This is a genomic window from Paenibacillus sp. FSL E2-0178, assembly GCF_038593005.1.
Classification (GTDB): Bacteria; Bacillota; Bacilli; order Paenibacillales; family Paenibacillaceae; genus Paenibacillus_AQ; species Paenibacillus_AQ phytohabitans.
Window position 1 is genome coordinate 3,494,107 of the sequence record NZ_CP151953.1, and the last position, 23,613, is coordinate 3,517,719.

Consider the following 23,613-nt stretch of genomic DNA (forward strand, 5'->3'; position numbering starts at 1 on the left):
TGAAGCAAGTCTTAAGCATTGTCCAAGCGCGAGGGTCAGGTAACCGCCAGCAGACCTTTGTAGTAAGCGACGATATCCTTGACCGTATTCTCGATGACAAAATGCTCTTTCACCCGTTTCATTCCATTATCCGCCATCCGTCTACGCTCTTCGGGATGGTTCAGCATCCAGGTGATGGAGTCTGCAAGTACAGTAGCATCTCCCGGCTGGATCAGCATTCCTGTTACGCCAGGAACTACAATCTCAACCGGTCCGCCTTCATTGGAGGCAATCACCGGCAGTCCAGCCGCCATACCTTCGACGATGACCTGGCCAAACGGCTCGGGGGTGATCGACGTGTGAATCAGTAAATCGGCTTTGTTCATAAGTCCTTGTATATCATCTACATGACCCAGCAGGCTGACATTGGTAATGTTGCCTTGCTGCATCTGCTGAATTAATTCCTGTTTGTATTCCTCTTCCCCGAACAGCGCGTCTCCAGCAAGCCAGAACTTCACCCGGCTGTCATGCTTGAAGGCCTTGGCGGCTTCCAGTACAATATGCTGGCCTTTCCAGTGAGCCAGGCGTCCCACCAGCAGGACGTTGAAGTCCTTCTGGTCCCGCTTGCCGATCCCTTCACCGATCGCTTTGGCAAAAGCGGAGTATACGACCAGCGTCTTCTTCGACCGCGGCAGCTCCAGCGCATTCAGCGTGGAATGGGAATTGGCGATGACGCCGTTCGGCAGCAGGCGTGACAGCAGCCGGATCGCCTTGGCGACAACCGGCTTCAGGTACGGGGCTCCGATATGGTCCCGGATATGCCAGATCAGGGGCACTCCGGCTTTTTTGGCGGCCACCGCTCCGTAAAATGCCGATTTCAGCGAATTGGTATGCACGCAATCGACCTTCTCCTCTTTGAGCAGCGGAGCGAGCTTACGGCCGTAGGCCAGCAGCTTCATTGCAGCCGCCGGGGCGCCGAGGTTCACGGCATTGCGTCCGCGGCTGCGGATGCTCTCATCCAGCGGGATAATGCGGACATCAATGCCCTTCTCCCGCAGACGTTCGGCCAACGTGCCTTCTTCCGCCAGGATCACCAGCGGGCTAATCTGTTCACCGATGTTGGTGAGAATGTTGAACAAGGCAACCTCCCCGCCGCTCCATTTGGCGGTGTGATCAATATAAGCGACTTTGATCATCCTACGCTCACACCCTTTCCCAAAGTTTCGAGGAATACGGACTCCACTTGATCGCCTACATGCTGCCAGGTATATTTCTCCAGCACATGATTCCGGCATTCGTCACGGCCCGGCAGCAGCTTGCGGTTGCTCAGCATATGAATCATGCCTTCTGCCATGTCGTCGCTGCCTGCACTCTTGAACAGCAGCTCCGGCCGGAAGCCCTGCAGAATCTCCTTGTTGCCTCCAACCGGAGTCGCCATCACCGGAAGTCCGGAGGCCAGTGCCTCCACGGTGATCAGGCCGAAGCCTTCCAGCGCCTGCGAAGGAACGACGAACATATCCGCCGCCTGATAATAGGAGGCCAGCTCATGATCGGGAATATAGCCCAGGAGCCGGACCTTGTTGCCCAGTCCGTAATCGGCTATTTTCTCTTCGAGCTCCCCGCGCAGCGGGCCTTTGCCCCCGATCAGCAGAATCGCGTTCGGGAACCGCTCGGCGACCTGCTTCCAGGCTTCGAGCAGCTGCAGCAGCCCCATCCGGTTCATCAGCCGCCGGACCGTCAGCACGGTAGTTGCGCCTTCCGGCAGATTCAGTGTCCGCCGGATCGCCAGCCGGTTGGTGGAAGGCACGAAGCGTTCCACATTGGCCGCACCCGGAATGACGATGATCTTGTGCAGCGGCACCCCATGCAGATCATGCAGCATATTGCGGAAGTATTCGCTGAGGACAATGAATTTGTCCGCGAGCTTGTAAGCCTTATGTTCAATCGATTTGGCAATCGTTGTTTTCACCTTGTGCTTGATGCCTTGACCTTCGATCTTCATCTCTTCATTCCACGGGCCGTGGAAGGTCATCACCACCGGAATACCCCGCTTCTTCGCTTCAATTGCCGGCCCGATGCCGTAAGGTGCGAAGTGGGTATAGAGGATGTCAATCCGCCCGCTGCCGTCTCCCATCAGGTCCGCCGCCTTGCGCTGGAAGGCATCCTTGCGTTTCCAGATCGTCTCCTTGGGATCGCCGGCGTTGTGGATGATCAGTTCCTTCGGGGTAGCAGGTGTCTCCTGACTACAGATCAGGGCATGCACCAGGTTCCGTGAGGAGAGCTGCTCACATACCGATTTGAAATAGGTGTTCAGTCCTCCGGGCTGTAACGAGGGCCAGCTGAGGCCGGTCGTCATAATGTTCAATCCGTCATTGTACGACATAGCTTCTCTCCCCTTTGTTCTCCTTGTCGGCCTGGCCCATGGCATTATGCCGGGACAGCTTGCCGGAGCTGTGTAATTCGTAATGCTTGAAGCCGACCATGAATTCATACATCACCCAGAATATCGATACCGCGAAGCCTGAAATGCCTTTTTTGAATAAGCCGTGCACGAAATACTTCTGCAGGAAACGTGCCGGCGGCCGCAGCAGCAGGTGGCTGAGTTTGAACGGCTTGCCGCTGGCAAAGGCGCTTTGCGCTTCCAGATCCGTGTATTTGTTGAACCGGGCCACGTGGTCGTTGATGCTGCGGAAGCCTTGATGCCACAGCGTTCCGTTCAGCTTCACCGTCCGTTCCTCGGATACCTCGGGCATCTCATGCACCAGGCTGTTGCGGATGCCGTATTCCTTGCGGTTATACAGCCGCACCAGGTACTCACCCTTATCCAGCCATTTGCCGAGAAAATCACCAATCCGGTATAGCGAGAACGCCACGGTAGCATCCGTAAGTCCCGGCTTGCGCTCCAGAATATCCTGCGCCAGCTCTTCACTGACCACTTCGTCGGTATCAATCAGGAAGACCCAATCATGGACGGCGCGTTCCACTCCGAATTCCCTTTGCTTCGCGTATCCGGGCCATGGGTTAACGTACACCCGGCATCCCAGGCTCTCGGACAGCTGGACCGTCCCGTCTTTGCTGCCCCCGTCGATTACAACCACCTCGTCGGCGAACAACCGGCAGGACTGAATTGCTGCGGAGATTCGAACTTCGTCATCCTGAGCAATGATGACCGCCGATATCGGGTAACTCCCCCGGCCGCCAAGCACGCTTGTCATTGAATCCATGAAGGTATCCTCCTTTTCCTGGTATGAGCGGTGTTTGTCGTCGTTTCCAGGACAGTTTGGGCTTCCGATCGCTGTTGTCTTCTGATTTCCTGATTAGGACCGCGGTAGTGGTAGAAATCAGAAGACAAAGGCGAACGCTGACGCTTCTTCCAGCTCCAAACTTCCTTTCAACTCCTCAAACACCGATCATTTGCTTGTTAGCAGATAAGCTGCTCGCATCGTGTTCTCTGCTCGCTGAATCAAAACACTTTGAATCAAAGACTTACCTGCTTACACATCCATAGGTTTCTTGCGAATATACGAATTCATCGTCGTCTTCAGCCACTGAAGGTCCTGGGCGTTAATAAGCAGCCGCGGAAGCTTAACCTTCAGGTTGTATCTGATATTAAGAATAATGAACAGGAACCGCAGCACTGCCGAGGAGAGCATCGCCACTCCGGCTCCGAACAATCCGAACTTCGGCACCAGCAGGAAGAGCAGCGGAATCACGAGGATGAGGCCGACTCCCTGAAGGATGGATACGAACTTCGGCTTGCCCAGCGCCATGAACACCTGGGCCAGAATCAGGGTCCCTCCGCTGATGGTCACTTCCAGCAGCAGCAGGCGGAACACGGTAAGCGCCGTATTGAAATCCTTGCCGTAGAGCAGCGGGATGACAAACGGGGCAACCAGCATCAGGAACACTGCGCCTAACAGAGTACAGGTAGTACTGATCCGGAAAGCCTTGAAGGTTAGGGCTACTGCTTCGTCCTTTGACATCTCGGAGGCTTTGGGGAACAGGACCACCGTAATCGAGTTGGAGAAGAAGTTGACCATCCGAGATAAGCTTACCGCAACCGCATAGAGCCCCAGATCGGCCGGTCGGAGCAGCCCGGCAATAATGATCTGGTCTATGTAATAAGAGAACTGTCCAAGCAGGTCATTACCATAGGAGCCCATACCGTAAGTAAACAATCTTTTGAAGTTAAGATAGGCATCCCGCAGCTTTACTTTGTAGGTGCGGAGCAGCGAGACCGTCATTCCGATGAACAGCGGAACTGACGGGACCAGATAGGCCAGCGCTGTTGTATAAGGATTCATGTGTCCGGTCAGGATGAGTATCCCAATCGCGGCCAGCGTCAGCAGAGGAATCAGATAACGCAGCCAGTTGAAGGTTTTGTAATCTCCTCTGAACTGGAACGCCGCATTGTTGACCTGCGAGACCACAATCAGCGGACACAGGATCATCGACCACTGGGCGAAGACCACAACCTCATGGCTGAAGGACTTCAGCCAATACGGGAGAACAATAATCCCGATGATCATGGCCATGGTCCCGAACACAAGTCCGATCAGCAGCGCCACCCTGTACAGTACTCCGGCTTCATCCGGGTTCTTCTTGGCGTTGTAGATCAGTGCCGAGGGGATGCCGAAGCTCATACTGAACGCCAGGAACTGTGACCAGTTCACCATAGCGGTCTGTTCCCCCCGCCCTGTCGGGCCGAGATACCGGGCGGTCAGCACACCGGTCAGCATATTGACCAGCAGAATCAGTACGCTGACGAACATTGTTTTGACGGCAGCCGAGCTGTTGTCCTTACTCTTCGTGAAGCGCCTGAGGGAGGACCAGACTGTACTAGCGGGAAGTGATTTCGCGTTCAACTGCTGCATGTGGTATACCCTTCTTTCTGCTCTGAGTAATCTCTTTGGCACTGAGTCCGAGTCCGATCAGCATCCAGATCAGATAACCCTTAAGACCCGGAAATCCGTTATCCGATACCAGACTTACCACAGCCCCCATCCATGCCGCCAGCGACAGGCGGGCGTAAGGCTGAAGATGATCCTTGCTGGTTACTCTGACGGCAATCTCTTTAATGACGGCCCCCAGGGCTCCGAAAAAGAACAATGCGCCGAGTACTCCGAAGGTAAGCAGCAGTGCGATCACACCGTTATCCATGTTCCCGTATTCCCCAAGCTCCCCGCCGTTGCCGATCTTCGTCCCCTGTCCTACACTGCCTATGCCCTGCCCGACCGGATTACCTGCCACCATCGGCAGCATGTTCGTCCAGAGGCTGAGACGTTCATTGTAGGAATGATCCTCCTGCACCGAGGTGAGGGTCTCCATCCGGGCGACCAGCCCCTCTGCCCCCGGCAGCTTGGGAACAATCGTGAACAGCGCGGCTGCCACGAATCCAAGCTGCAGCAGGGTTTTCCATTTGCCTTTGGATGGAGAGGAGGCAATGTACACCAGCAGCATCACCAGCAGGACCAGCCATGCGGAACGCACCAGCGTAGTCAGCAGGCAGACTACTACGAGCAGAACACCGATCCAGCGCAGTGTCCCCTGCCATCTTTTCTCCAGAATCATCGGGACCAGTGCGAAGACCAGGAAGGTTGCCGCCGGGCCCGGAGAATTCAGAGTGGAGAACACCCGGATCTCGAGGGGATACGGTGTTCCGATGGACATCATATCCGCGTTCCGCATCCAGAAGGCGTCCCACGGGGGAACCGTCAGATACTGTACAATTCCATACGCAGCAACCAGCACGGCGATATTGGCAAAAGCGTACAGCAGCCGGTCGATATCCTTCGGTTTGTACTGGGTTACCGCGAAGAACGGAATCAGCAGCAGTGGAACGATATAATTCGCCAGATCGTATACTGAGCCAATGCCATTCTTCGCGAGGCCAATCATCGCGCCGTAGGCCAGCGCAATGGAGAACAGCAGCAGGATCCGGGTAGAGGATTTGCGGATCTTGTGAATCTCCTTCAGTACCGGAATGGCTAAGGTAGCTCCGGTGAGCAGGGGCGCCAGACTCAGCAGTGATACGGAGTGATACACCCCTTCATACCAGTCTGCGATCCGCCGCAGCTCCGGCGCCACCGCCCAGATCAGCAGCGTGTAAGGAATCAGCATCCGTGTATTCAGCAGCGCCAGCAGGAAGGCCGGGAAGAGGATTCCTGCCAGTATCACTCCCTGCAGACTGTTCGATGAGCTGAGCTTCGCACTGGCGAAGCCGATCAGCAGCGGCAGAATCACTGCTGCGCCGCAGATCATGGTCATCACTGCCGCTGACTTCACAGCTGATCTAGAGGGGAGACTCAGACTGTTCTCATCCCTGCTTAGCATCTTCATTCCCCCGCCTCCCGTCTCCGCCGCTTCTCGTTTATTGCGATTTGCTGTTCTTCACTTTATCCCGCTTGCGCAGCTCCTTCAGGAGCAGCACCAGGAACTGGGCATCATCGACCAGGTATCTTTTCCATAGACGGCCCGGCTCCTGACTGAGCCTCCACAGCCATTCCATTCCGGTTCTCTGCATGAAATCCGGAGCCCGTTTGACCGAGCCTGACAGGAAGTCGAAGGTTGCACCCACACCGATCGAGATCGGCGCCTGATAAGAGGTATAGTGACGGTATATCCATTTCTCCTGCTTCGGCGCTCCCACGCCTACGAACACAATATCCGGCTGACTCTCGGTCAGCATCTGGATAATCCGCTGGTTCTCTTCTTCGTTGTGCTCAAAGCCGTAGGAAGGAGAATAACAGCCGACAACATTGATACCCGGATAAGCTGCTTTCAGGTTCTTCGTCGCCTGCTCCGGCACGCCTTCCGCTGAGCCCAGGAAGAACAGCCGGTATTTCCTTTGTTCAAAAGCATTGCCCAGCCTGCTGAACAGGTCCGCTCCCGATACCTTTTGCTTCAGCGGCTTACCGAGCATTTTGGAAGCCCAGATGAGCGGCATTCCGTCTGCCACAACAGCTCCGGCTTCGGAATAGACCTCCTGGAACTCTTTGTCCTTGCGGAGCTTGATCACATGATCGACATTGCATGTCAGGATGTAGGACTGGTTCCTTTCCTGAATCGTTTTGTCAATGTAATCGAGCAGGTCCATGAAATCATAGTTATCGAAATTGACATCGAACATATTCACTTGGTTCATCGTATCACTTCTTTTTGTGGGGAATCGGCCAGCTGTGAAGATCGATACAGGCAGTTCAGGTACCAACAGAACGGAATGATGAATTGGACCGTCGACAGCGTGTTATCTGTGAAAGAGTAGATCAGAAACGCTGCTATAAAGAGCAGATAATAAGGTTTGACCGGCGGTGCCAAAGCCCTGTACACCAGAAGGAACACAGCCAACAAGGAAAGCAGCAGCAGGATTGCGCCGAAATACCCTCCATCGAAGTAGAAGCGGATATATTCATTGTGCGGAACAACAAACCCTTTGTAGAGCGATCCGTCATTCGCCACCGTCACCGCTCCAAGACCCCGTCCCGCATAGGGGGAATCCTCCGCTTTATTCAGGAAGTACTCCCAGGCTTCCGCACGCCCTGACAGGTCGACCCCCGTTTCCGTCGTACGTTCGAAGGAACGTTTCTTGATGTTATCGAGCTGCAGGTATACTGCTGAGGTGATTACCAGCAGCGAGCACAGCAGCGGGATTAGAAATTTCGTTTTGCCTTTTAAATACTGGCGGGAGATGTCGTAGAAATAATAGAGCACCATCAGGACCAGTGCCAGGATCGGCCCCCGTGTCCCGGTTCCAATGAGAATCAGGAAATTCAGACCCAGCATTGTGTAGTAAAAGCGGATATGCTGCGGGCTTCGCTTAATTTCAATGAATGCGATCGCGACTCCCATGAAAGCCAGCATAGCCAGATGCGCCGGAATATTCGCCCCCTGAATCCGTACTGCGCCGGTGAATTCGATGTCGAGTAAGGAATGCAGATGAGCCGCCTGCAGCACCACTCCGGCTAATACACTGACCAGCGGCAGCAGGGTGATGATGCGGATTTGCTTCTCAGCCACCTCCTTCTTCCAATTGATAAGCAGGAATACGAAGGGCAGCGATAATCCGATAAAAGCTTTGACTGCAATCGATGAGCTCATCTCCGGAAGCCAGATGGAGAAGGTGAAGGTGATGAAGACCAGCGCCAGCATCGCCCACAGGGGCTGGCTGAGCCGGAACTTCAGGCCGTTGACCAGAATGCACGGCACCAGCAGCATCAGGATAACCAGTTTGTAGAGTGAGAGAATCTCAACACCGAACATACTGCCGCTGAACAGGAAGTTAATCGAGACTGCGGTGGTCAGCAGAACGAAGTAGCTGATCAGTTCCGGACGGGAGATGGAGACAAACAGCAGCATAATCAGGAGTACAGCAGCTACGGCTATGACCGGCTGGTAGATGACCGCTGCCCCCAGGAATAATGCGGACATGAGATAGAGCATTCCGTATGGCAAAGCGTTTATTTTGGAGCCCCATTCAAAATTAGTCATGTCACGCACTCCCCTCACCCCGCTGCGGATTCCCTCTTCCGGTTCCAAATCATATGGAGAGTTCCGCGAATACTCTCCAGCCGGCATTTGTTCAGCAGCCTTCTTCCCTGACTGCGGGAGAGAATGGAATCTGCCAGAATGTACATCACCTTGGCCCCTGTTTTACCCAGCAGCAGCAGGTTGCCCTTCATCCCTTCGCTTTTCATCGCGTTCGAGATGCCTTGGCTGTAATAACGTTTCATAATCCAGTCTTCCGTCAAACGGTTAGCCGGTACGAAATGATCCACCGCCATCTCCGGATGATAGAGAATGGAATGCCCCTCCTGCTGGATTTGGCCGAACAGCCAGGTCTCTTCACCGGAGAGCAGCGAATCTCCTTTTCTCCCCAGCTCCAGCGGAAACAGGCTGATGTCGAACACGATCTTGCGCATCGCCATATTGGCTCCGCAGGGGTGCAGACGCTTCGGATATTCCCTGATCCGGTTGCCCAGATCAACTATGGTATATGGAAGCTCGAATGGCTTAATCAGCCATTCCGGCCGTTTACTCTCGAAGATCGGAGCAATTTTACCGCCCATCGCCATCACTTCCGGCTTCTGCTCAAACGTACTGACGATCGTACTAATCCAGGTCCGGCAAGGTATCGCATCATCATCCAGGAAGGCGATGAGCGGCGATTTGGAAGCCAGAATCCCCGTATTCCGGGCCGCCGACAGTCCTTGCACCGGCTCCAGAAGATAACGGATATCCATATCAGCACCATAGGTATCCATAAACCTCCGGATGGCGGCTGCCGTATCATCCTTGGAGCTGTTATCCACAACGATGATTTCGGCCTGGTCCAGATTCTCCAGCGGAAGCAGCGAATGAAGAGTCTTGACCAGCAGCGCCGACCGGTTGTAGGTGCAGATGATAATGGAAATCTTAGGTACTTCTCCGTGTACAAGCATCGGCATTCACCCAATTCCCATAATTTTAATAAGCATTTTTGGAGCCGAGCAGCATCAGGCCGGTTTTGACAATGATCTTAAGATCCAGCATAGTGCTGCGCATGTGGATATAGGTCAGGTCCAGCTGGACCATTTCGTCAAAGCCAACGCTGTTTCTGGCATTAACCTGCCAGTACCCGGTGCAGCCCGGTGTAACCATCAGCCGTTGTTTGTCATACTCCGTATACTGCGCCACCTCTTCAACGAGCGGGGGACGGGGGCCTACGAGACTCATATGGCCCATAAGCACGTTCCAGAGCTGAGGCAGTTCGTCAATACTTGTCTTGCGCAGGAATCTTCCTGTCCGCGTAATGCGGGGATCATTCTTGATCTTGAACATTGCGCCGCTCACCTCGTTGTAGGCCATCAGATTGGCCTTCAGCTCCTCGGCATTGGAGACCATGGATCTGAATTTGTACATAGGGAACAGCTTCTCATCCTTGCCGACCCGGTTCTGGCGGAAGAATACTTTGCCTTTAGGATCCTCCAGCTTGATTAGGACAGCCACCACCGCGAACAGCGGCAGCAGTACGAGAAGGCCAAGAGCGGAGAAAAAAATGTCGATAATCCGCTTCAATACCAGATAGGAATCCATTTCCTTACTTCCTTCATTGGCATGCAGCATGTAAAGTTTCGGCAGGACGGCCTCATAGTCTTCCGGCAGTTTTTGCATGCTCATCTCTCCTCATTCCTCCTAAATATTGTTGGTTCAGCTGCTCAGCGTGGTTTGTCCGGCCTGTTTCAGCCATTCCGACATTGCATCCATCACCTGATAGCGCAAATCCTCGCTCTGTAGAGCAAATTCCAGTGTGGTCAAAATATAACCGAGGCGTTCACCAACGTCATACCGCGTACCATCAAAGTTATAAGCATATACCCGCTCGCTCTGGTTCAGCTTCTGGATCGCGTCCGTGAGCTGAATTTCGCCGCCCGCGCCTTTTTCCTGAAGGTCCAGATACTTGAAGATCTTCGGTGTGAACACGTAACGCCCCATAATCGCCAGGTTGGAAGGAGCCGTTCCGAGCGGAGGCTTCTCCACGAAGTTGTTAACCCGGTAGAGCCGTCCGTCCTGCAGATCCGGTTCAATAATCCCGTAGCGGTTGGTGAATTCATCAGGGATGACCTGAACACCAATCACTGAATTCTGTGTTTCTTCATACTGGTCAATCAGCTGCTTCAGGCAGGGGACCTGTCCGGTTACAATATCATCGCCGAGCATAACGCCGAAGGGTTCATCCCCGATAAACCGTCTGGCACACCATACGGCATGGCCCAGACCCTTGGGTTCCTTTTGCCGGATATAGTGAATTTCCACTTTTGAGGAACGCTGTACTTCTTTGAGCAGCTCCAGCTTACCGTCTTCCAGCAATCTGGATTCGAGTTCAAAGGCATTATCGAAATGATCCTCAATCGCCCGCTTTCCTTTACCGGTAACGATGATGATGTCTTCGATCCCGGAAGCGATCGCTTCCTCCACGATATATTGAATCGTTGGTTTGTTGATAATGGGCAGCATTTCCTTAGGCATCGCTTTGGTTGCCGGAAGGAACCGTGTGCCTAACCCGGCTGCCGGGATTATTACCTTTTTGACCTTTTTCATCACACATACCTCCCAAAAGTTTCATTCACCTTGCCGCTTCAGTACATTATTTGGTCTGGTTCATCGCAATTCCGAGAATTCTTACACCTGTCTGTTCCATAAGAGCCTTCAGCTTGCGGAGAGACTCACGCTTCGTCCGGCCATGTCTGGCCACGATGATTACACCGTCTGAGAGCGGAGCCAGAATGCGGGCGTCACTGAATTCCACCGCTTGCGGCGAATCCAGCAGAATCAGATCAAAGCTTGCTTTCAGTTCTTCCAGCAGGGCTGACATCTTGTCGCTGCCGAGCAGATCCGGGGGACTGACACTGGTAATACCGGCAGGAATTACGGCCAGATTAGCCAGGCTGCCGTATACGGCAATATCTTTGGTTTCCTCATAACCGGCCAGATAAGCGGCCAGCCCTTGGCTTCCTTCTACCTCGAACACACTGTGCAGTCCGGGCTTCCTCAGGTTGCAATCCACAACGGCAACCTTCTTGCCGTCCTGGACGAAGGATACGGCCAGATTGGAGAGAATCGTTGTTTTGCCTTCCCCGCCTTCCGCAGAAGTGAAGAGCAGCACCTGTCCACCATCGCCCTTCAGCAGACCGAGCTGGCGGATATAGGTACGCAGCGAGCGGAAGGATTCAGAGATATGCGAGGACGGGTTAATGTCCGTAATCAAACTTCTATTCAGCCGTAACATAAGCGCCCTCCCCTACTCTTGCCTTGGCATTTGCTGCCTTGCCCAAATCACGTTTACGGATTGCCGGGATACTGGCAATGACCGGAAGGCCAAGATCGAACTCTGCTTCCTTCTCGGATCTCAATGTACCGTTCAGCGTTTCCATCAGCAGGATGATTCCTACTGCCGCCATCAGCGAGACTACAAAGCTGATGATAATGTTCATGGTAGAACCGCTATTGACCGGTCCAGGCTGATTCGCCGGGTCCGCCGGGGTCAGGAACGTTACATTGTCCAGATTCATCAGTGCCGGCAGGCTGCGGATGAATGTTTGTGAGACCGCGTTTACGATCGTAGCTGCGGTGGCGTAATCCTCATCCTGCACACTCAGATTAATCACTTGGCTTTTCTCTGAGGATTTGATCTGCAGCTTGGCAGCAAGTTGGCCTGCCGTCAGACCGAATTCGGGATGCTCCGCGATCACACTCTTCATAATCGTTGGTGACTTCATGATTTCCTTATAGCTCTCGATGAGGTTAAGACTGAAGTTGAGTGCGTTGAGATTGTTGCTCTCGGGAACATTTACGACGTTGTTGACCAGTAGCTGTCCAGAGGCGGAGTAGACGGGGACAACGAAGTTTTTGCTGACATAGAAGGTGGTGGCGCAGGAGATAAGCACGAACACCGTGATTAACCATAATCTTTTTTTAATCAGGTTAATGTAATCCAAAATCGTCTTTTCCACAGTAACCCTCCTTCCGCATGTGTTCATTTTGAAAGCAATCATGAAAATTTCAGAACTCTTGCTTTTATTCTATCAACGCACATCATTTGTCACATGCCTCATAGCATCCCTTTACACTTCACTTTCGTGTGATGCCGATTAGTCCCTAAGAGGGTAGGGATGGTATACTTTAGTACCATATGACTGGTAATAACTAACAGCATCCGGTAGCGTTACCTACTTCGCGTGTCACTTCATGCTTTTGAAAGATAAAGAAACTGTTCAGAAAATGTTCAGATGCTCATGCTAGGGTATGGACCAAAGGGCACAAAAAAACACGGACATCACTGTCCGTGCTCATGAACCATCCGTTATGAGGTAACCTTAGTCGTACGACATCTCGTATTTGGTAAGCCCAACCGCATTGGCATATAATGCCGCCTGCGTCCGGTCCGCTACCTGAAGCTTCGCCAGAATCTGGCTGACATGCTTCTTGACTGTGAATTCACTGATGAACAAGCGGGAAGCGATCTCCCGGTTGCAGGCACCCTGTCCAAGCTCAATCAACACTTCCTTCTCTTTCGGTGTCAATTCATCCGTTGGACTGTTGCCGCTCATCCGCATCTTGTCTTCCATCAGGCCGGGATCATAATACTTTCTGCCTTTGTGCACCAGTTGAATCGCAAACAGCAATTCCTCCGGCAAAGCTTCCTTCAGCACGTAACCGTCTACCAGCACTTCTTCCGCCTTCAGGAAATCCTCCCGGCTTGCGGAGGACGTAAGCAGAATGAACTTACTGGAAATTCCGCGTATACGGGCTGCCTTGATAATGTCCAGACCCGATTCATCGGCAAGCTTCAGGTCAATCAGCACAAGATCAGGCTGTATCTCTTCTATAACGAGAAGAGCTTCCTGGCCATTCGTAGCCTCACCGGCAAACTCCAGATTAGCCTGCATTGAAATCACAGCAGCCAATCCTCTTCTCACCAAAGGGTGATCATCAACAATGACGATTTTCACTTGAACGACCTCCTGCCTAAAGTTTATGCATTTTTTAGTTCAGCCACACCGACAGGGATGGAGATCAAAATTCTGGTGCCTGCATTCTCACTGCTGGACAACTGGAAGTCACCGCCAAGGGACTGTGCCAAATATTGCATATTCTTCATTCCCAGTCCGCCGGTGTTATCCTCGGACTCGGTCCAGATCAAGTCCGTATCGAATCCGACGCCATCGTCGATAATCGATAGTCTGATCCATTTGGGCTTCAGGGACAATTCAACATCCACCCGGCTGGCCGCACCATGACGTATGGCGTTGCCTGTCGCTTCGGAGATAATCCGGAAGAGCGCCTTGTGGTAAGGATAAGGGAGACTGAAATCATCCCCCGTTATTTTCAGTTCAATTTCCACATCATTGAGCCGGGACAGGCTCTTGAGATGGGAGCGCACCATGCCAAGCCAGCTGGGGCCGCCGCTCTTCTTGGAGCTGAGGCTGTAGATAGTGATCCGGAGTTCCTTGGCCACCTTGGTGGCTGAATCGTGAATCAGCTCAATTTGTTCCTCCAGCTCGCCTTCGGACATTTTGCGCCAGGACTGCTTCAGGGAATGCGTAGCATATACAATGCCAAAAAGGCTCTGTGATACACTGTCATGCATTTCATCGGCTATCCGGTTCTGTTCATTCGTGATGATCAGCCGGTTCTCGATCACGCCCAGCTCATGGCGCTCAAGAATAATCGCACTCAGCTCCGACAGGAACATCAGCTGCTGGATATACCATCTGCGGCCTTCCAGCCCTTCCGAGGATTCCAGCCTCACGCCGATCATCCCGACGAACCGTGTGCTCATCCTTACCGGCATCAGCAGGAAATCACCAAGACCCGGCAGACTCTTGAATACCGGTTCCCGCTGCAGCCTCCATTCATGCTCATGCTTCTCCAGCTCCATGAACAGAAACCGTTCTTCCTCATGCTGCCAGCCCGTCTGCCGGCTCTCCGGAGCGGGCTCCCCGCTCTTCTTCGCGAACCAGAACAAGGCCTTCTCCAGCTTGGTAAGCTTTACAACGTAGTCGGTAATGACTTGGCCTATGTTCATGAAATCATGCTGGCTCGATGTTTCCACGATGTGATAAAGCGACTTGATATGTTCCATGGTATCGTTGGTCCGCGCGTTCGCTTCCTCCCGTTGCCGCTTTATCCCGTTAACCATTTGCATAACTATAACCGCAAGAGCCAGGGCTAGAAACATGTTGCCGTTCGTAAGCACGATTTCGGAGAAAGATTTCCCCGCAGAACCGGGGAGAAAATAACATAGCGCGGCAACGATGCCGAAATACCCGAGAAGCAGGCTCCAGACAAAATAGAATGATAGCGATCCTGCAGCAATCAGGACAGGACTCAGCACATACAGCTTAAACGGGCTGTCATATCCCCCTGTAAATAGCGTCAATACAATGATTCCCGCCAGCTCTATACTGATAACGAGCATAAGAACACGCGGTCTTGCACGAAGCCTCCGGTAATAGAAAGTGAATACTTGAGCAAATAAGAATAGCACAATGATTAGTAGGGATTTGTATATTACGGAAGGCCCCGCAGGAACCATGAGGAACATAAACGATGTGAGGGACAAAGAAATGGTTCTGTAAAAGGCGATCATTCTGTCTTCAGCTGTTGCTTTAATTTTCATCCCACCACCCTATTCTCCAGTTTGTGGAAAATTCGAGCTTATTCTAAGCTATGTTTAAAAGCATCATACATGAGAAAAATCACAATAACAAGTTTCGCTTTTTAATGACAGCGTTTACTTTTAAAATAAAAAGCATGTCATTAACCTTTTTTTACAAAATCGCACTCAGTTATATCCATAATTCCAAATAATAGCGCATTCATGATCTAACAATGATTTCCTGCACAAGACGAACAGCCTGTCCCCCTGGAGGGACAGGCTGTTCGTTATATAATATTCACAACCGTCATGATCATTCTGTCGTCTGCAGTCTACTCAGTCACCGCCGGCAAGGCTGTTTGCTGCTTGGCCTTATTACATATGCAAATCTGGTAACGCTGTTCGCCAACGATATGATACCCGGTGGACAGAATACGTAAGGTATGGTTTCTTGCGTCCACCTTATGGAGACTGCGGCAACTGATGCAGTAATATTCTCTCATGGCTTCATCTCCGGCATAGTCTAGAAGAACTATTCAAAAAACTGCTAATATATTCTAAATCATATCACTGTCTTTTTCAGCATGTCAACAATAATCTGCAAATTACGACATATATCCAGAAATAAAGTAGAATTATGTCGGTTTTTATACGTTGCTGCGGCAGTTCTGCGGAGAAATGCCCATATATTTCTTAAACAGCCTTGAGAAATAGAAGGAATCCCTATAATGAAGCATTCCCGCGATTTCCTGAACCTGCAGGGAAGTGTTGAGCAGAAGATGTTTGGCTTCTGCCATTTTGAGACGGTGGATATATTCATGCAAGGGGTAACCGCTGCTTCTGCGGACCGTACGACGGAGTGTGGACATGGAGATATGCAGACCTGCAGCGATTCCAGGCAGATCAGGCTCCTCATAGATGCAGGCATTCAGCGCTTCGCGGATATGAGACATGGGTTCTGCCTGCAGGAGCCGGTTATTACCCTGGATACGCAGTGAACATTCCAGCAGCATCTCTTCGAGCTTCAAGGCCGCCCGGTCCGCATCTCCGGGAGCCCCGCCGTCCATTAGCCCCAGAACCTCTTCAAACAAGGCCGTAAGTCCCTGCACCCCATCCGCCTGACAGACAGCCCCTCCAGCTATCATTCCGGTCTCCAGCCATTCCGTGACACGGCTTCCGGCGAAATTAATATAGTATTCATCCCAATACCCTCCTGAAGGCGGTCCGAAACTATAGGTGCAGCCGGGACGGAAAAAGAACAGGCTCCCTTCGCGGACCTGCTGCTCCTTGCCTCCGTTCTCACTATAAGAACCGCCACCGGAAACTATGTATACGAGCGCCCAGTGCTCGAACACCACACCTGAACGAAAAAGCGTTCTTCCCGGCAGATGACCCGCTTGCCCTATCCGTATCGACTGCAGCCGGAGCCTGGAAGCTTCTACCTTGGGATCGATAATCCGGATCGGATAGGGACTGATCATATAATCCATGAGCTTGGGCATACATTGCATTCCTCCACCTGTTTAGGAGTGATATGGTTGTAATGAAGATGATCATATTCTACATGAATAAGAGGTGTCCATGCTATGCCTGAAAACATTAATTTACAGCTGCTCCCTTACCCCCAGCAGGTCACAATATCCCAAGGCCAGTATCTCATTCCCGCCAAGGGGAGTATTGTTCTGGCCGGTGCGAGGAATCAAACCGCACTCCCGGCAGCACGCAAGCTTCAACAGGTTACTCTACAGGCGGTTCAGCTCCGTCTGTCTCTGTCGGTGGGGATACGCCCTTCCACCGTTTCCGCCTTTACCTTCAGCTATAATGCCCTGCTGGCGGCCGGGGCCTATGAGATTCACATTAATGAAGACGGAATCACCATTGCCTATGGCTCCCCGGAAGGCGCTTATTATGCGGTTGGTACGCTGAAGCAGCTGCTGGAGCAGTATGGCAGAAGTATTCCCCAGCTGGTTATCCGTGATCAGCCGGATTTTGCCGCCAGGGGACTCATGATCGATATCAGCCGCAACAAAATCCCCAAGCTGGAAACCCTGTACCGGATCATTGATCTGATGTCCGATCTGAAGCTGAATCAGTTACAGCTATATATAGAAGGAGTTCCATTTGCCTATGAGTCTTTCCCGCAGGTCTGGGAGCTGGAAACGCCCATTACCGGTGAGGAAATTCTGCTGCTGGATGCCTACTGCCGTGAGCGTTATATCGAGCTGGTGCCTAACCAGAACAGCTTCGGCCATATGGAGGGCTGGCTGACCCGTCCTGAATTCAATAGTCTGGCCGAAATTCCCGAAGGCTTCATGCTCCCTGATCATATGTATGACAGCGATCTGTATCCCGAAGGGCTGTTCATGCATCCCGGAACCTTCGATACGGAAGATCCGCAAGTACTGAAGCTTCTGGGCACAATGTATGATGACCTTCTTCCTTACTTCCACTCGCAGCTATTCAATGTCGGATGTGACGAGACCTATGAACTGGGACTTGGCAAAAGCAAAGCAAAGGCTGACTCCGCCGGTAAAGGCGAGCTCTATCTCTCTTTCCTGGAGAAAATTCACGGGCTCGTTACGGAGCGCGGTAAAACCATGCAGTTCTGGGGTGATATCATTATCCAGCATCCGGAGCTGATTCCCCGCCTGCCGAAGGATATTATCGCCATGGAATGGGGCTACAGCGCCGCTCATCCGTTCGAAGCGGATACCCTGAAATTCCGTGAAGCGGAGATTCCGTTCTATGTCTGTCCGGGAACCAGCTCCTGGAATTCACTTACCGGACGGACTGACAATATGCTGGCCAATCTGCGCAGCGCGGCAGTCCACGGCAAACGTAATGGTGCAATCGGCTACCTGATTACAGACTGGGGCGATTTCGGCCACTGGCAGCATCTGCCGGTCAGCTACGCCGGATTCGTATACGGGGCTGCACTGGCCTGGAATGTGGAGGGCAACCTTGAAGCGGATATTGCCGAATACCTGAATACCTCCATCTTCCATGACCGTTCCGGAGCCATCGGGCAATTACTGCTCGATCTCGGAAATTATTATACCTTCGAGTCCGGCACCCTCCGCCCGAATGATACGGAAATGTCCATGCTGCTGCGCAGCAGTCTGGGTCATGTGCATCTGGCAGAGAAGCTGACCGGAGAGCAGCTTCAGCAGCTGGAGAATTACATCGCCGGCATAGAAGCCAAGCTGGAAGGGCTCGCCCTGGAATGCGAGGATGCCGGTCTTGTCACAGAAGAGCTAAGCAACGGGATTCACTTCGTGAAGCATGCCGTGCAACTGACCCGGCTTAAGAAACAATTGGCCGGGGCAACGCCGCAGATTGATGCGGCACTCGTTCAGGAGCTGATCCATGATCTGGATCTCCTGCTACATCATTACCGGCAGCTATGGACCCGGCGCAACCGGCTCGGCGGCCTGGAGCAAAGTGTGTCGAAGCTGGTCCGCCTGCGCGGAGAGTATGTTGCGCTTGCAGCCAAGCTCAGTGAGGCAGAAGTATAAGGATAGAGTTAGTCCCAGGACTATACACGCGCTTAGTGTGATCAGAACAGGTAAGTGCATAAAAATGTTGTAAGAATTACAACTTTAACCTCCTGATAGGCGGGCTTTTAGAAGGAATGTTGTATGGATTACAACAATTCCCCCGCTAAGCCGGTTGGAAGAGGAGAAATGCTGTATTCCGTACAACAATCTCCGGTTAAGGGTTATATATCTCGAAGAATGTTGTATTTCGTGCAGGAATTCTGATCGAAGTTGTACTGGAATGCGGTACCCAAACATTCATGATCTCTAAACAAACGAGTCCCTATCCACAATAGTGGAATTGGGACTCGTTTTTTACTACATCCGGCACTTCCCTGATCCTACTCCGCTCTTCCATCCGCCACCCGCCAGTTGGTCACTCCGCCGCCCAAGGCTGAGTAGTTGAAATGACAGTCTCACCGCTTACCGCAGCCTGCTCCATGAGCAGCGCCAGATATTGATCCTGACTGCCTTCGGCCAGGCTGTAGAATGAAGGGCCTCCCTCTACATGCCGCTGCATTCTGTCCAGACTCTCGGCGATAGCAATTTCTTCCTCCGTTAGCCGGGCAGGAATAAAGGGATTGCGGTACAGCCACTCCCCGTCCCCCATAATCCCCCTGAGATATAAGCCCTCCAGGTTCCCGCCATGGCCGGCATCGATCCGCCGCAGCTTGCTGTAGACTGGAGTGTCATAGCTCTGCAGCCAGGAGACTTCATCGTTCATCATCTCTCCACGTTCCCCCCGGACGAGCACGCGGCCAGCGCGAATCCAGGAGAAATACTGGTCACGGGTGAAATCATAGACCCCCAGCTTGCCGCCGAAGTCCAGGACAGCCAGCGTTTGCTCGGTCTGCACCAGCTCCTCGGCAGCCGGAGGCCCGCTGCGCTGCGGACCGTTAATAATAGAAGAACCGAAACGCTGTGCACGGATACTCACGTTCTCGAAGCGGAGATCCAGCAGCTGCCGGATCAGGCTGATCCCGTGATATCCATGGGCCGCTGACACCTGCGCCTGACTGATTGTCCCGAGGCGTCCTGAGCGGGCCAGCCGGATCCGGGCTGCATGCATCGGCTGGAACATATACTGCTCGGCTATCTGGATAACGGCTGAACGGTCCAGCGCATTCCATAGCTGAGTGAGCTGTTTCAGATCCGGTGCCGGCGGAGTTTCCGCCAGGAGCGGAATCCCTTCCGCCGCCATTCTAATGATGTAGTCTTTACTGGCCTCCCGCTTCAGGCAGATAACAGCAAAGGAATAGCCGCCTGCTTCAATAAACGTATCGATGGAAGTATATACTTCCACTCCCCAGATTCTCTTCAATGCTTCCGCTTTATCCTTATTACGGATGTACATGGCCCCTACTGCAAAGCGCTCCGGAAGCGCTCTGGCGATCCGCAGATAGAATTCAGCCCGCCAGCCTCCGCCCACCAGTCCGAACCTGATAATATCCATGCTTAACATCCTTCCTTTCTGCACTGCTCACATAGTTTTATTCTGTTGCTCCCGCCTTCTCCCGGCCTGTAATCTCTGCGGTTAAATAGTCCGTTAGTCCCCCAGGGACTTCATTTCCAAAATTGGATTGAAATAGGCTGAATCTAGGACTATAATCATGACAAATACCCACTTTTTTCCTAATAGTAGAAGAACAATACATTGTTGACAGGAGACAAGCCTATGGATTGGCTTCATGATTATGAGGACGAGCTCCGCCTGGTTTTTCAGGAGAGCTGCACGGTTATCTCAGCGTTTCCCGAACCGCTTAATGCCCAAGGCCTGTCCTATCTTGATCAGTTTAACGTATTTAGGGCAGGAAGCCACAAAAATTACATATGTTATCTTCTCCCCTTCTGGCTGCAGGACAGATGCGGCCTGAGTATCCCCCTGACCCGTCAAATGTCGGTCGGCAACGTCTTTTTTATGCTCTACTTTTTCCTCCAGGATGATCTGATGGACAGTAATGAGCTCTCCGCTGCACAGGCACTGCCGCTGGCCAATCTGCTCTATGTCGAGTTTCTGAATATTTACCGTCCGCTTTTCCCGGCGGATTCCCCGTTCTGGTCATACTTTGGGCGTTATATCTCGGAGTGGGCAGACAGTGTAAGCGGTGAAGCCGGCGGAGATTATTTCCTGAGGGACCGCCTCCGTATCTCCCACAAAGCCAGTCCGCTTAAGCTTACCAGCACAGCGGCACTGCTGCTCTCAGACCAATCCCACCTGATAACTGAAGCTGAAGAGATGATTCATGGCGTACTGCTGACCTTGCAGATGCTTGACGACTATGAGGATTGGGAACAGGATTTGGAGGAGGGAAATTACAATTGCCTGCTGTCGCTGGCACGCTGCCATGGGGAGGATGAAGGAGTACCGCTCACTAAATCATCGGTGAAGGATTTTATTTTTACAAATGGCGGACTTGCTTCGTATGCGGGGACAGCTCTGGTTAATCACAGCACACTTGAAGCCTTCACGCTGGAGCTTCCCCATCTGTTATCCTTCCATCAGGTGCTGGTGAAGAACCTGCAGCATATGGCCGCAGCGATCGAAGCCGAGAAGCAATTATTGCAAAGCGGAGGGCTCAATTATTGGTTAACCAAAAATATGAATATTTTATAAAATATATAAAAAAGCAATAGAATTATAGATTGGCCTATGTTATGCTTATCAGGAAAATATAACCATTTTGAAAGGGTGATTGTATTGTCAGACGCAATTCTTAAGAATCAAGTGATTCAGAAGGCCTGGGAAGATCCGAGTTTCAAACAGAGACTACTCACAGATCCGAAAGCAGCCCTCAAAGAAGTGCTCGGCATTACCCTTCCTGATAACATTACACTTAAGACAGTAGAGGAAGGCTCCAATGAGTTCTATCTCGTTATTCCTCCAAGTCCGGCCTCCGGAATGATGAAGACTAATGTCTCTGCGCTCGGCATCTGGTAACTTTCACTAATGAAATCAAGCTAATAGGGAGTTGGAATCATCCGGACCTTCTGCACGCGGCAGAATGGTGATGGATTCGGTTCCGGCTCCTTTTTTGCTCATGAAGCGGATCTCCCCCTCCATCGCCTCGATAATACGGAAAGTAACCATCAGTCCAAGACCCGTACCTTTTGTTTTGTTGGAAGAGAAATACGGTTCACCCAGCCGGCTGAGGACCGCAGGCTCCATCCCCGCCCCGTTATCCTTAATATGAATGTATACTTTATCCCCTTTACCATAGGCCAGCAGATGGATCGCGCCGTCTTCTCCCAGTGATTCGATACTATTCTTGATAATATTGATCAGCGCCTGCTTGAATTTGGACGAGTTGCCCTTAACCCATAAGCAATCCTCAACATCCAGAATCATTTTGCCTCCATTTAAATGGCACAGCGGCAAGAGTATGCTCTGGATATGCTTGAATTCATCGTTCACGTTAAGCAGGGAAATCTGCTCAAACTCCGGTTTGGCAAAGGTCAGGAAATCCGTGATAATACTCGCTGCACGGTCCAGTTCACTGAGTGCCATGAACAGATATCTCCGCTCATCGCCGTTCGACTTCTCGCTGAGCAGCTGGAGGAACCCCCGGGTAACCTGAAGCGGGTTGCGCACCTCATGGGCTACAGACGCTGCCAGCTCGCTGATAATCTCCATTTTCTCCGAACGCTGCAGTTCATTGTTGAACAGCTCCAGCTCACGCGAATATTTCACCACCTGCTGATGATTCTGCGCCAGCCGCCGGCCCAGGATGACAATCAGCGACAGGATGAATACTACCAGCGCCCATTTCCAGTAGAACAGGTCATAATTTCCGCCCTTAACATAATACCAGACCAGCTCCGAGGCTCCGGTTAATGCTGCAGTACCGAAACCAATGGCGAAAATGATGGCATCCTTATTGCGCTTCAGGGAGAATATGATCACGCAGGCGATTAGCAGAATGAATTGCAGGATCATGATGATTCCAAGAATCTTAGTCGAGACAAAATAATAGAATTCCAAAATCCGGTCGCCGGAGAGCGTATTAACAATCAGACAGAGGATGCAAAAAAGGGAGTAAACGGACTCGAATTTGCGGAACGAGCGGATGATGCCAAATTTGCCGCCGCCGAATATTTTCTCAAACAGAAAGGTCAGGGAAGGCAACAGCGACAATAGCGCGACGTCAAAGAACACCACGCTGACCGGTCCCAGATAACTGTAGAAGGTATATGTAAACGGAGAGTAGGTGATAGACAGCACTCCGGTGGAGGCTATCACTATGGCTAAGGAAGCTGCAACCGGGAAGTACTCCTTGTTCAGATAAAATGAGCAGACAAACAGGACCACCGCCACGAACACAAAGGCGCCGCCCAGGATCACATCGATAAGTCCATTTTTAATATAATCCTTGATCAGAACACTATGCTCACCGACCACGATCTTATCCTTGATTCCAATCCGGTCCTTCAGGGTTTCCGTCCAGATATACATCGTTTTGCCGTTGTCCGTCATATCCAGAGGCACAAGCAGCGAATAATTATCCTTAATAAAGCTGCGGTCGCTCTCGAAAATCAGCCGCTCTTCCACGTACACTTTGACATGCAGGGCATAGATCGCATCAATATAGACCGAAGGGGCTGCGTAGCTATATGAGGGCAGTGTTAGCTTCGTCCAGGCGGAGGATACCCCGGAAGGCAGCTGAGGCATCTCAGTCTTCCCTTCAACTTCCAACCATCCCTCCGTTTCCCTCAGAGGAACCTTCCGCCCGCTGTCTCCCGGACCCTCCTGCCACTTCAATTGCCAATGGCTGATCTCGCTGGCAGGGTAGTAACTTTGTGCCGATACCAGAAACGGTCCACAGGTTACTGAGAGCAGAAACAGCACTAAGGTTATATGTAAACTTTTGAACATCAAAGACATGCAAGCACCTCAGAAGAAAGTTTCAGAAACAAAGTTCTGTTAGTGTTAGTATTTCGCTCCGTCCTCTGCCCATCCCTTCAAAA

Annotated in this window: 20 protein-coding genes; 3 read left to right on the plus strand and 17 right to left on the minus strand. The window is 52.0% G+C overall.

The annotated features are described in order from the left end of the window. Positions 1 to 35: 35 nt before the first annotated feature. From MHI42_RS15280 to MHI42_RS15350, 15 genes are all read right to left on the minus strand, one after another. Complete coding sequence (locus MHI42_RS15280; protein WP_042133960.1) at positions 36 to 1,175, minus strand: glycosyltransferase family 4 protein; 1,140 nt, start codon at positions 1,173 to 1,175, stop codon at positions 36 to 38. Further along, on the minus strand, positions 1,172 to 2,362 hold the full coding sequence (locus MHI42_RS15285; RefSeq protein ID WP_342424344.1) for a glycosyltransferase family 4 protein: 1,191 nt from the start codon (positions 2,360 to 2,362) through the stop codon (positions 1,172 to 1,174). The genes MHI42_RS15280 and MHI42_RS15285 overlap by 4 nt, the downstream gene beginning before the upstream one ends. Beyond that, positions 2,349 to 3,203, minus strand: coding sequence for a glycosyltransferase family 2 protein (locus MHI42_RS15290; protein WP_342424345.1), 855 nt, complete (start codon positions 3,201 to 3,203; stop codon positions 2,349 to 2,351). Before MHI42_RS15290 ends, MHI42_RS15285 begins: the two co-directional genes overlap by 14 nt. 270 nt (positions 3,204 to 3,473) lie before the next feature. Next, positions 3,474 to 4,853 carry an oligosaccharide flippase family protein gene (locus MHI42_RS15295; RefSeq protein ID WP_171720532.1) on the minus strand — a complete coding sequence of 460 codons (1,380 nt, stop codon included), beginning with the start codon at positions 4,851 to 4,853 and terminating at the stop codon, positions 3,474 to 3,476. After that, positions 4,819 to 6,318, minus strand: a complete 1,500-nt coding sequence (locus tag MHI42_RS15300) for an O-antigen ligase family protein (protein WP_171720533.1) — start codon at positions 6,316 to 6,318, stop codon at positions 4,819 to 4,821. The genes MHI42_RS15295 and MHI42_RS15300 overlap by 35 nt, the downstream gene beginning before the upstream one ends. 31 nt (positions 6,319 to 6,349) lie before the next feature. Next, positions 6,350 to 7,123, minus strand: a complete 774-nt coding sequence (locus tag MHI42_RS15305; protein WP_039302998.1) for a WecB/TagA/CpsF family glycosyltransferase — start codon at positions 7,121 to 7,123, stop codon at positions 6,350 to 6,352. Further along, positions 7,120 to 8,466: an O-antigen ligase family protein gene (locus tag MHI42_RS15310; RefSeq protein ID WP_039302995.1), complete on the minus strand. Its 1,347-nt coding sequence runs from the start codon at positions 8,464 to 8,466 to the stop codon at positions 7,120 to 7,122. The genes MHI42_RS15305 and MHI42_RS15310 overlap by 4 nt, the downstream gene beginning before the upstream one ends. Before the next feature lie 14 nt (positions 8,467 to 8,480). Then, complete coding sequence (locus tag MHI42_RS15315; protein ID WP_342424346.1) at positions 8,481 to 9,422, minus strand: glycosyltransferase; 942 nt, start codon at positions 9,420 to 9,422, stop codon at positions 8,481 to 8,483. Positions 9,423 to 9,441: 19 nt separating this feature from the next. Beyond that, positions 9,442 to 10,134 (minus strand): sugar transferase, encoded by a 693-nt coding sequence (locus tag MHI42_RS15320; RefSeq protein ID WP_039302991.1) that lies wholly within the window; start codon positions 10,132 to 10,134, stop codon positions 9,442 to 9,444. 30 nt (positions 10,135 to 10,164) lie between these two features. After that, positions 10,165 to 11,055 carry a UTP--glucose-1-phosphate uridylyltransferase GalU gene (galU, locus tag MHI42_RS15325; RefSeq protein WP_042133948.1) on the minus strand — a complete coding sequence of 297 codons (891 nt, stop codon included), beginning with the start codon at positions 11,053 to 11,055 and terminating at the stop codon, positions 10,165 to 10,167. Positions 11,056 to 11,101: 46 nt separating this feature from the next. After that, positions 11,102 to 11,743, minus strand: coding sequence for a CpsD/CapB family tyrosine-protein kinase (locus tag MHI42_RS15330; protein WP_342424347.1), 642 nt, complete (start codon positions 11,741 to 11,743; stop codon positions 11,102 to 11,104). After that, a complete protein-coding gene (locus MHI42_RS15335) occupies positions 11,727 to 12,467 on the minus strand; it encodes a Wzz/FepE/Etk N-terminal domain-containing protein (RefSeq protein WP_039302983.1) in 741 nt (246 codons plus the stop codon). The genes MHI42_RS15330 and MHI42_RS15335 overlap by 17 nt, the downstream gene beginning before the upstream one ends. Positions 12,468 to 12,830: 363 nt before the next feature. Further along, complete coding sequence (locus MHI42_RS15340; RefSeq protein WP_076247414.1) at positions 12,831 to 13,466, minus strand: response regulator transcription factor; 636 nt, start codon at positions 13,464 to 13,466, stop codon at positions 12,831 to 12,833. Positions 13,467 to 13,489: 23 nt separating this feature from the next. Next, entirely contained in the window at positions 13,490 to 14,935 is a 1,446-nt protein-coding gene (locus MHI42_RS15345; RefSeq protein WP_342424348.1) for an ATP-binding protein, read from the minus strand. An 827-nt stretch (positions 14,936 to 15,762) separates the two neighbouring features. Then, entirely contained in the window at positions 15,763 to 16,617 is an 855-nt protein-coding gene (locus MHI42_RS15350; RefSeq protein ID WP_342424349.1) for a helix-turn-helix domain-containing protein, read from the minus strand. Positions 16,618 to 16,701: 84 nt separating this feature from the next. Here MHI42_RS15350 and MHI42_RS15355 point away from each other — a divergent pair, with 84 nt between their 5' ends. Continuing rightward, the gene (locus MHI42_RS15355; RefSeq protein ID WP_342424350.1) at positions 16,702 to 18,630 is read left to right on the plus strand and encodes a glycoside hydrolase family 20 zincin-like fold domain-containing protein; all 1,929 of its coding nucleotides are present in this window, start codon (positions 16,702 to 16,704) and stop codon (positions 18,628 to 18,630) included. Between the two features lie 397 nt (positions 18,631 to 19,027). On the opposite strand, the gene MHI42_RS15360 is transcribed toward MHI42_RS15355, so the two are convergent. Next, positions 19,028 to 20,104, minus strand: a complete 1,077-nt coding sequence (locus MHI42_RS15360; RefSeq protein ID WP_342424351.1) for a Gfo/Idh/MocA family oxidoreductase — start codon at positions 20,102 to 20,104, stop codon at positions 19,028 to 19,030. A gap of 222 nt (positions 20,105 to 20,326) precedes the next feature. Between MHI42_RS15360 and MHI42_RS15365 the strand changes: the two genes are divergently transcribed. Continuing rightward, a complete protein-coding gene (locus MHI42_RS15365; RefSeq protein ID WP_342424352.1) occupies positions 20,327 to 21,265 on the plus strand; it encodes a hypothetical protein in 939 nt (312 codons plus the stop codon). Between the two features lie 84 nt (positions 21,266 to 21,349). Further along, positions 21,350 to 21,589, plus strand: coding sequence for an NHLP leader peptide family RiPP precursor (locus tag MHI42_RS15370; RefSeq protein ID WP_039302970.1), 240 nt, complete (start codon positions 21,350 to 21,352; stop codon positions 21,587 to 21,589). Positions 21,590 to 21,604: 15 nt separating this feature from the next. On the opposite strand, the gene MHI42_RS15375 is transcribed toward MHI42_RS15370, so the two are convergent. After that, positions 21,605 to 23,494: a HAMP domain-containing sensor histidine kinase gene (locus MHI42_RS15375; RefSeq protein ID WP_342424353.1), complete on the minus strand. Its 1,890-nt coding sequence runs from the start codon at positions 23,492 to 23,494 to the stop codon at positions 21,605 to 21,607. Between the last annotated feature and the right edge of the window lie 119 nt (positions 23,495 to 23,613).